This is a genomic window from Ectopseudomonas composti (assembly GCF_001567565.1).
Taxonomy (GTDB): domain Bacteria; phylum Pseudomonadota; class Gammaproteobacteria; order Pseudomonadales; family Pseudomonadaceae; genus Aquipseudomonas; species Aquipseudomonas composti_A.
Genome location: NZ_LSSW01000025.1, coordinates 162,313 through 171,317, shown reverse-complemented (window position 1 = coordinate 171,317; position 9,005 = coordinate 162,313). Strand labels below are relative to the sequence as shown.

Genomic DNA, 9,005 nt, shown 5'->3' with positions numbered 1-9,005 from the left:
GGGGGAGAGGGCTGCCGGTACAACGAGATCCGCCCTTCCCCTCTCCCCAACCCTCTCCCCAGAGGGGAGAGGGAGCCGTTCGCTATCAGGCCTCGATCGCCAGCCCGTACTCAGCGCTGGCGTCCTGCAACCACAGCCAGAAGTAGTCGGAGAAACTGCGACGGATCAGCAGCTCCCAGGTGTCTTCGCCAGTGCGACGAATCACCAGTTGCGACTTGGCGAACACCGTGCCGACCGCCTTGCCGACCGGGAAGTTTTTCGGATGCACGTCATAGCTGCTGGACTTCATCAGCAACTCGCGCACCTTCGGCCCGGACAGCTCCAGCAGGGTCTGCCCGCCACTGACGTTGACCACCGAGATGTGCTGGCCGTCCAGGGCCTCACGCAGTTTGCGCTCGACCTCGAACTCGCTGCCGCCAGGCACGATCAGCAGCCATTCATCCGGGCCCAGCCACTGCAGCGAGGTGTCGCCGTTGCTCACCAGGGTCAGGGCGCCCGGCAGTTCCAGGCCCAGGGCCTTGTGTACGCCGCCAGCGAAATTCGCATCGTCGGCGTCACCACGCAGGGTCAGATGACCCAGCAGCTTCTTCTCACGCAGCGTGACCCCGGCCCCCTTGCGCCCCTTGCCGACCAGCTCGTGCAGGCCGGCGTGGTGCAGGGAGGATTGCCCTTCGATGTCGGCAGGGCGTTGCTGAAAAACATTGGCGTTAGACATTCTGGCGATCCCCTTTCGGGTCATAGAACACGGGGCTGACGATTTCGGCTTCGATCACGCTGCCATCGACCAGCGGCGCGAAGACGCGCTCGCCGATGCGCTTGAGGCCACCGCGCACCAGGGCCATGGCGAAGGAGTAGCCCATCGCCGAACTCATGTAGCTGGAGGTGACGTGGCCAACCATGGTCATCGGAATCGACTGCTTGGGATCGAACACCAGTTGCGCGCCTTCCGGCAGCACCTTGTTCGGGTCCACGGGCTTGAGGCCGACCAGCTGCTTGCGGTTTTCCTTGAGGCAATCCTCGCGGTTCATGCCACGCCAGCCGATCCAGGAGAACGGCTTGGTACGGCCAACGCACCAACCCATGCCGAGGTCGTCCGGGGTGACCGAACCATCGGTGTCCTGACCGACGATGATGAAGCCCTTCTCGGCGCGCAGCACGTGCATGGTCTCGGTGCCATAAGGCGTCAGGCCATGCTTCTTGCCAGCGGCGATGATCTTCTCCCACACGCCCAGGGCATAGTTGGCCTGAACGTTGACTTCGTAGCTCAGCTCACCGGTGAAGGAGATACGGAACACACGAGCCGGTACGCCGCCAACGTTGCCTTCCTTCCAGGTCATGAAGGGGAAGGCGTCCTTGTCCAGGTCGATGTCGGTGACTTCGGCCAGCAGCTTGCGGCTGTTGGGGCCGGACAGGGTCATGGTCGCCCAGTGGTCGGTGACCGAGGTGAAGTACACCTTCAGCTCCGGCCATTCGGTCTGGTGGTAGATTTCCAGCCATTCCATCACCCGTGCGGCGCCGCCGGTGGTGGTGGTCATGACGAAGTGGTTGTCAGCCAGGCAGGCCGTCACACCGTCGTCGAAGACCATGCCGTCTTCCTTGCACATCAGGCCGTAGCGAGCCTTGCCCACGTCCAGCTTGGTCCAGGCGTTGGTATAGACGCGGTTGAGGAACTCGCGTGCATCCGGGCCCTGGATGTCGATCTTGCCCAGGGTCGAAGCGTCGAGGATACCCACCGCGTTGCGCACGGCCAGGCACTCACGGGCCACGGCAGCGTGCATGTCTTCGCCGTTCTTGGGGAAGTACCAGGGACGCTTCCACTGGCCGACGTCCTCGAACTCGGCACCGTTTTCCAGGTGCCATTTCTGCATGGCGGTGTAGCGCTTGGGCTCGAACAGCTCGCCACAGTGACGGCCGGCGATGGCGCCGAAGGTCACCGGGGTGTAGTTCGGGCGGAACATGGTGGTACCCATCTCGGCGATGCTGATGCCGATGGAACGGGCAGCGATGGCCAGACCGTTGATGTTGCCCAGCTTGCCCTGATCGGTACCGAAGCCCAGCGCGGTGTAGCGTTTGACGTGCTCGACCGACTCGAAGCCCTCGCGGGTGGCCAGCTCGATACCGGCGGCGGTGACGTCGTTCTGCTGATCGACGAACTGCTTCGGCGCACGCGCAGTGCTCTTGTCGTGCGGCACCTGGAACAGTGCAACGGTGGCTTCTTCGATGCGCTTCTCGGCCTTCGGCACACTGCCGGTCACGGCGTTGAAACCCACTTCGGCAGCGGCCTTGGCACCGGCTTCGAAACCATCGGACAGGCTGTCGCCGAGGCCGAATACGCCGTTTACCGCACCGGCACAATGACGCTTCTGGAAGCCTTCACCCGGAACGAACGCCAGGATGTCTTCGCGCCAGACCGGACGACCGCCCAGGTGCGAAGCCAGGTGCACGACCGGGCTGTAGCCGCCGGAGCTGGCGATCAGGTCACAGTCGACCACTTCGCCAGGGCTGGTGACCTTGTGCTTGGCCAGATCGATGGCGCAGATGCGCGCACCAGTGACGCGCTTGCTGCCACGCGCTTCGACCACGGCACTGCCGGTGAGAATGCGCACGCCACGGCGGCGCGCTTCTTCGACCCAGCTGCCACGCGGGTTGCTGCGGGCATCGGCCACAGCGACCACCTGGCGGCCGGCGTCGAGCCAGTCGAGCACCACGCGGTAGGCGTAATCGTTGTTGGTCGACAGCACCAGCTTCTGGCCCGGCGCGACGCTATAGCGGCGCACGTAGGTCGAGACGGCGTCGGCCAGCATGTTGCCGGGCACGTCGTTGTTGGCATACACCAGCGGACGCTCATGGGCGCCAGTGGCCAGAACCACGCGACCAGCACGTACACGGTGCAGACGCTGACGCGGCTGGCCCATGGGCGCCACTTCGCCCAGGTGATCGGTGAGGCGCTGGTGAATAGTGAGGAAGTTGTGGTCGTGGTAACCGTGGACCGTGGCACGCGGCAGCAGGGTCACTTCCGGCATGCTCTTGAGCTCGGCGATGGCCTTGGCAGCCCAGTCGGCGGCCGGCTTGTCGTCGAGCATCTCGCGGGTGGAGAGCAGGCTACCGCCGAGCTCTTCCTGTTCGTCGGCGAGGATCACACGCGCCCCGCTACGACCGGCAGCCAGGGCTGCGGCGAGACCGGCAGGGCCAGCACCGACCACCAGCACGTCGCAGTGCTGGTTCAGGTAGTCGTAGATGTCCGGATCGTTTTCCTTCGGCGAGCGACCGAGACCGGCAGCCTTACGAATGTACTTCTCGTAGGTCAGCCACAGGTTCTGCGGGTACATGAAGGTCTTGTAGTAGAAGCCGGGCGGCATCATGCCACCGCCGACCTTGCCAAGGATGCCCATCAGGTCGGTGTTGACGCTCGGCCAGCCGTTGGTGCTGGCCGCGGCCAGTCCCTGATACAGCGCCTGCTGGGTGGCACGCACGTTGGGGATCTGCGCCGCTTCGCTGGCACCGATCTGCAGCACGGCGTTGGGCTCTTCGGCGCCGGCAGCAACGATGCCGCGCGGACGCGAGTACTTGAAGCTGCGGCCGATCACGTCGACGCCGTTGGCCAGCAGTGCAGCGGCCAGGGTGTCGCCGGCATAACCCTGATAGGTCTGGCCGTTGAAGCTGAAGGTCAGGGGCTGGCTGCGGTCGATGCGGCCACCCTGGGAAAGACGATTGACCTGGCTCATGCCGTTACTCCTTGGTCGACGGCCTTTTTCGCGGCGACACTGGCCTCAGTGACGCTGGGGCGCTCGCCAATCTTGTAGGTTTCGAGAATCTCGTAGCTCACCGTGTGGCGAGTGACGTTGAAGTACTGACGGCAGCCCGCCGCATGAATCCACAGCTCGTGGTGGATACCGCGCGGGTTGTCGCGGAAGAACAGGTACTCGCCCCACTCCGCGTCGGTGCAGGCGTTCGGGTCCAGCGGACGGGCGATGTGCGCCTGACCGCCGGCGTGGAATTCTTCTTCGGAACGCAGTTCGCCACAGTGAGGGCAGAAGATGTGCAGCATGCTCGGTACCTCCAGAAAACCATCGTCCCTCTCTCAGCGAGAGAGGGCGCCATAATCAGTGCGCCACACCGGCTGCGCCGTGCTCGTCGATCAGCGCACCGTTGTGGAAGCGCTCGATGGAGAAGGCCTTGGCCAGTGGATGCATCTCGCCCTTGGCCAGACTGGCAGCGAACACGTTGCCCGAGCCCGGCGTGGCCTTGAAGCCACCGGTGCCCCAGCCGCAGTTGAAGAACAGGTTCTTCACCGGCGTCTTGGCGATGATCGGGCAGGCGTCCGGCGTGGTGTCGACGATGCCGCCCCACTGGCGGTTCATGCGTACGCGCGAGAGCACCGGGAACATCTCGACGATGGCCTGCAGGGTGTGTTCGATGGTCGGGTAGGAACCACGTTGGCCGTAGCCGTTGTAGCCGTCGATACCGGCGCCGATGACCAGGTCGCCCTTGTCCGACTGGCTGATGTAGCCGTGTACGGCGTTGGACATGATCACGGTGTCGATGATCGGTTTGATCGGCTCGGAAACCAGCGCCTGCAGCGGGTGCGATTCCAGCGGCAGGCGGAAGCCGGCCAGCTTGGCCAGGTGTCCGGAGTTACCGGCAGCGACCACGCCGACGCGCTTGGCGCCGATGAAACCCTTGCTGGTCTCGACACCGATTACCGCGCCGTTTTCCTTGCGGAAGCCGATCACTTCGGTCTGCTGGATCAGGTCGACGCCCAGGGCGTCGGCGGCACGGGCGAAGCCCCAGGCCACGGCATCGTGACGCGCAACGCCGCCACGGCGCTGCAACGAGGCACCGAGAATCGGGTAACGGGTGTTCTTCGAGCAATCCAGGTAGGGGATCATCTCCGCCACCTGCTTGGCATCCACCACCTCGCCATCGATACCGTTGAGACGGTTGGCGCTGACGCGGCGCTCGATGTCACGCATGTCCTGCAGGGTGTGGCCGAGGTTGAACACGCCACGCTGGGAGAACATGACGTTGTAGTTGAGGTCTTGCGACAGACCTTCCCACAGCTTCATCGCGTGCTCGTACAGGTGCGCGGACTCGTCCCACAGGTAGTTGGAACGCACGATGGTGGTGTTGCGCGCGGTGTTACCACCGCCAAGCCAGCCCTTCTCCACCACGGCGACGTTTTTCACGCCGAATTCCTTGGCCAGGTAGTAAGCCGTGGCCAGGCCGTGACCGCCACCGCCGACGATGACCACGTCATAAACCGGCTTGGGCGTCGGATTACGCCACATGCGCTGCCAGTTCTCATGATGGCTGAACGAGTGCTTGAACAGGCCGAAGCCGGAATAACGTTGCATGGGCATGCTCCAGGGTTCTACTGCCCTCTCGCGACTGCGCGAGAGGGGCCGAGAGAGAAGGTTGGCTTAGCGATAGACCGGGTAATCCGCGCACAGCCCGGCGACCAGCTTGGCCACCTGCGCCTCGACATCGGCATCGCCGAGGTGATCGAGGATGTCGCAGATCCAGCCGGCCAGGCTCTGGCACTGGGCGACCTTGAAGCCACGGGTGGTAACGGCCGGGGTACCGATACGGATACCGGAGGTGACGAACGGCGACTGCGGGTCGTTCGGCACGGCGTTCTTGTTCACAGTGATACCGGCGCGACCCAGGGCAGCGTCAGCATCCTTACCGGTCAGACCCTGCTTGATCAGGCTGAGCAGGAACAGGTGGTTGTCGGTACCACCGGAGACCACCTCGAAGCCGCGTTCGATGAACACTGCGGCCATGGCCTGGGCGTTATCGATCACCTGCTGCTGGTAGGCCTTGAACTCGGGCTCCATGGCTTCCTTGAAGCACACGGCCTTGGCGGCGATCACGTGCATCAGCGGGCCACCCTGGGCGCCCGGGAATACGGCGGAGTTGAGCTTCTTCTCGATCTCTTCGTTGGCCTTGGCCAGGATCAGGCCGCCACGCGGACCACGCAGGGTCTTGTGAGTAGTGGTGGTGACCACGTCGGCGAACGGAATCGGGTTCGGGTACAGACCGGCAGCGACCAGACCTGCCACGTGGGCCATGTCGACGAACAGGTAGGCACCGACCTTGTCGGCGATAGCGCGGAAGCGCGGGAAATCCAGGGTCTTGGAGTAGGCGGAGAAACCGGCAACGATGATCTTCGGCTTGTGCTCGACGGCCAGGCGCTCGACCTCGTCGTAATCGATCAGACCAGTGGCGGTGTCCAGGCCGTACTGCACGGCGTTGTACAGTTTGCCCGAGGACGACACCTTGGCACCGTGGGTCAGGTGGCCGCCATGGGCCAGGCTCATGCCCAGGATGGTGTCACCAGCATTGAGCAGGGCCAGGTAGACGGCGCTGTTGGCCGAGGAACCGGAGTGCGGCTGGACGTTGGCGTAGTCGGCACCGAACAGCTCCTTGGCTCTGTCTATTGCAAGCTGCTCGACCTTGTCGACGTACTCGCAGCCACCGTAATAACGCTTGCCCGGGTAGCCTTCGGCGTACTTGTTGGTCAGGCCGCTGCCCTGCGCTTCCATCACGCGCTGGCTGCAGTAGTTCTCCGAAGCGATCAGCTCGATGTGCTCTTCCTGACGGCGTTCTTCCTGGTCGATCGCCGCGAGCAACTCGTCGTCGTAACCTTGAATCTGATCTTGTTTGCTGAACATCTCGACTCTCCTGCAGCGCCTGTTTGGCGGCGGTCTTGGACTGACGGGCCGGCTAGGCCCTGTGCAGCGATGGTAGGGCCGGCCCTGCCCGTTCAGATGCCTGCCAACGCCGTGAGGGCATTCGTTTGCGACATAGCCTTGTCGCATTCAGGCGGGTCGCGACAAAGCCGTCGGTTTGCACACAAATCACGGGGACCAAGCTGTGGATAAACCGTGCATACACGGCGCAACCGCAGCCCCCGCAAGGGCTTCCACGCAACGATCATTTCCTGATCGATATCAATCAGTTAGCAACTCAGGTCATACACAGAAGCCGTGGACTAGCCTGTGGAAAAGCTGTCAGCAGATGGCTGCCGACCTCGCCAGCACTGGATGCCAGGCCGGCGCTCGATATCCATCCAACCGCGCAGGCGCCCTGACTTATCCAGCTGCGACATGAACGAACGGCGAGAGTCGGTTGGGGATATGCACAGAAGATGTGGATGAAACTGTGCATAGGCTGTTCGACCATAGCTCACAGCCAGAGCGGCCGCGGCTTGCCGGCGGGCGAATAAAAATCGAACAACATCAAAGAGATAGAGCAGGCTTGTACACAAATACTGTGGGCTTGGCTGTGCACGGCCTGTGGAAACATGGCGCCAGGCCAGAGCCCGCGGGGCTCCGGCGCCAGCGCATGCGATTTGCTCAACCGCTCCTTACGGCTTGAGCTTGCCAGAGCAACTGCTGGACGCATTCACCAGGCGCTGCTGCATCGCAGGGTCAGGCGGAGACTGGCGGCTCATTTCCTGCAATTCGGCTTCGCTGAACTCCTGGCTGACCTTGGTCGCGGCGCAGTCGCAGTAAGCTCGCAGCTGTGGCTCCTCGTAGCCTGCCGGTGCGCCAGCGATGCACTGCTGAACGAACTCGGTCTTGGCATTATCCGACCACTCGGCAGCGGCAACGGGCAGCGCCACGGCCAGCGGCAGGGCAAGGGCGAGCAGGTGACGATAAGTCATAGGAAACTCCTTCTCTTGATTGCGGAAGACGGATCGAATGCCGCCTTCTGGTAGGTGTGAACCCCCACGAACACCTCAAGTTCCCTCTCCAAGCCGAACGGTTAGCCACGATTCGACCCGGCAGTACGCATCGACACAACAACTCGTCGCCGTTACGGAGGCCCGCCCGCCGGCTCAGCAGCTAAGGTGACACTTTTAGCCGGCGGCCCCGCCGGCAGGCTTTTCAGAAGGAACGCGCCAATGCCCGACAATGCCCAGCAATTCGCCAGCGACAACTACTCCGGCATCTGTCCCGAAGCCTGGGCCGCCATGGCCGAGGCCAACCAGGGCCACCAGCGCGCTTACGGCGATGACGAATGGACGGCCCGCGCCGCCGATCACTTCCGCCAGCTGTTCGAGACCGACTGCGAGGTGTTCTTTGCCTTCAACGGCACCGCCGCCAACTCCCTGGCCCTGGCCTCGTTGTGTCAGAGCTACCACAGCGTGATCTGCTCGGAGACCGCTCACGTCGAGACCGACGAATGCGGCGCGCCAGAATTCTTCTCCAACGGCTCCAAGCTGCTGCTGGCCAGCACCGAGAATGGCAAGCTGACCCCGCAGGCGATCCGCGAGATCGCGCTCAAACGCCAGGACATCCACTACCCGAAACCACGTGTGGTCACCCTCACCCAGGCCACCGAGGTCGGCACCGTCTACCGCCCGGAAGAAGTTCGTGCCATCAGCCAGGTCTGCGAGGAGCTGGGCCTGCACCTGCACATGGACGGCGCGCGCTTTTCCAACGCCTGCGCCTTCCTCGGCTGCAGTCCGGCCGAGCTGACCTGGAAGGCCGGCGTCGATGTGCTGTGCTTCGGCGGCACCAAGAACGGCATGGCCGTCGGCGAAGCCATCGTCTTCTTCAACAAGGCGCTGGCCGAAGACTTCGACTACCGCTGCAAGCAGGCCGGCCAGTTGGCTTCGAAGATGCGCTACCTGTCCGCGCCCTGGGTCGGCATCCTGCAAAACGACGTCTGGCTCAACTACGCCAACCACGCCAACCGCTGTGCGCAATTGCTGGCCAGCCTGGTCGAGGATGTACCCGGCGTCAGCCTGATGTTCCCCGTGGAGGCCAACGGCGTATTCCTGCAATTGTCGGAACCGGCCATCGCCGCCCTGACCGCCCGCGGCTGGCGCTTCTACACCTTCATCGGCGCCGGCGGCGCGCGCTTCATGTGCAGTTGGGATACCGACGAGGCCCGCGTGCGCCAGCTGGCTGCCGATATCCGCGAAGTGATGAGCGCCTGAAAACGACAGAAGCCCCACGAGTGGGGCTTCTGTCTATGTACCCGGATACGCGCCG

7 protein-coding genes are annotated in these 9,005 nt (G+C 63.7%); 1 reads left to right on the top strand and 6 read right to left on the bottom strand.

Annotated elements, in window-relative coordinates; all coding sequences use genetic code 11:
- Positions 1 to 85: 85 nt before the first annotated feature.
- The 6 genes from PCLY_RS13920 to PCLY_RS13895 form a co-directional block, all read right to left on the bottom strand.
- On the bottom strand, positions 86 to 715 hold the full coding sequence (locus PCLY_RS13920) for a sarcosine oxidase subunit gamma (protein ID WP_061240243.1): 630 nt from the start codon (positions 713 to 715) through the stop codon (positions 86 to 88).
- Positions 708 to 3,725: a sarcosine oxidase subunit alpha gene (locus PCLY_RS13915; protein WP_061240242.1), complete on the bottom strand. Its 3,018-nt coding sequence runs from the start codon at positions 3,723 to 3,725 to the stop codon at positions 708 to 710. The genes PCLY_RS13920 and PCLY_RS13915 overlap by 8 nt, the downstream gene beginning before the upstream one ends.
- A complete protein-coding gene (locus tag PCLY_RS13910; RefSeq protein ID WP_061240241.1) occupies positions 3,722 to 4,048 on the bottom strand; it encodes a sarcosine oxidase subunit delta in 327 nt (108 codons plus the stop codon). Before PCLY_RS13910 ends, PCLY_RS13915 begins: the two co-directional genes overlap by 4 nt.
- Before the next feature lie 55 nt (positions 4,049 to 4,103).
- Complete coding sequence (locus tag PCLY_RS13905) at positions 4,104 to 5,354, bottom strand: sarcosine oxidase subunit beta family protein (protein ID WP_061240240.1); 1,251 nt, start codon at positions 5,352 to 5,354, stop codon at positions 4,104 to 4,106.
- Positions 5,355 to 5,420: 66 nt separating this feature from the next.
- On the bottom strand, positions 5,421 to 6,674 hold the full coding sequence (gene glyA / locus PCLY_RS13900; RefSeq protein ID WP_061240239.1) for a serine hydroxymethyltransferase: 1,254 nt from the start codon (positions 6,672 to 6,674) through the stop codon (positions 5,421 to 5,423).
- Positions 6,675 to 7,369: 695 nt separating this feature from the next.
- Entirely contained in the window at positions 7,370 to 7,669 is a 300-nt protein-coding gene (locus tag PCLY_RS13895) for a hypothetical protein (RefSeq protein ID WP_061240238.1), read from the bottom strand.
- Positions 7,670 to 7,909: 240 nt separating this feature from the next.
- On the opposite strand from PCLY_RS13895, the gene PCLY_RS13890 reads away from it, so the two are divergent.
- The gene (locus PCLY_RS13890) at positions 7,910 to 8,950 is read left to right on the top strand and encodes a threonine aldolase family protein (RefSeq protein ID WP_061240237.1); all 1,041 of its coding nucleotides are present in this window, start codon (positions 7,910 to 7,912) and stop codon (positions 8,948 to 8,950) included.
- Positions 8,951 to 9,005 lie beyond the last annotated feature (55 nt).

What these genes read in the sequence shown, in the direction of transcription:
- PCLY_RS13920 (WP_061240243.1), bottom strand. Translation starts at nt 715, where the DNA reads ATGTCTAACGCCAATGTTTTTCAGCAACGCCCTGCCGACATCGAAGGG.
- PCLY_RS13915 (WP_061240242.1), bottom strand. Translation starts at nt 3,725, where the DNA reads ATGAGCCAGGTCAATCGTCTTTCCCAGGGTGGCCGCATCGACCGCAGC.
- PCLY_RS13910 (WP_061240241.1), bottom strand. Translation starts at nt 4,048, where the DNA reads ATGCTGCACATCTTCTGCCCTCACTGTGGCGAACTGCGTTCCGAAGAA.
- PCLY_RS13905 (WP_061240240.1), bottom strand. Translation starts at nt 5,354, where the DNA reads ATGCAACGTTATTCCGGCTTCGGCCTGTTCAAGCACTCGTTCAGCCAT.
- glyA (WP_061240239.1), bottom strand. Translation starts at nt 6,674, where the DNA reads ATGTTCAGCAAACAAGATCAGATTCAAGGTTACGACGACGAGTTGCTC.
- PCLY_RS13895 (WP_061240238.1), bottom strand. Translation starts at nt 7,669, where the DNA reads ATGACTTATCGTCACCTGCTCGCCCTTGCCCTGCCGCTGGCCGTGGCG.
- PCLY_RS13890 (WP_061240237.1), top strand. Translation starts at nt 7,910, where the DNA reads ATGCCCGACAATGCCCAGCAATTCGCCAGCGACAACTACTCCGGCATC.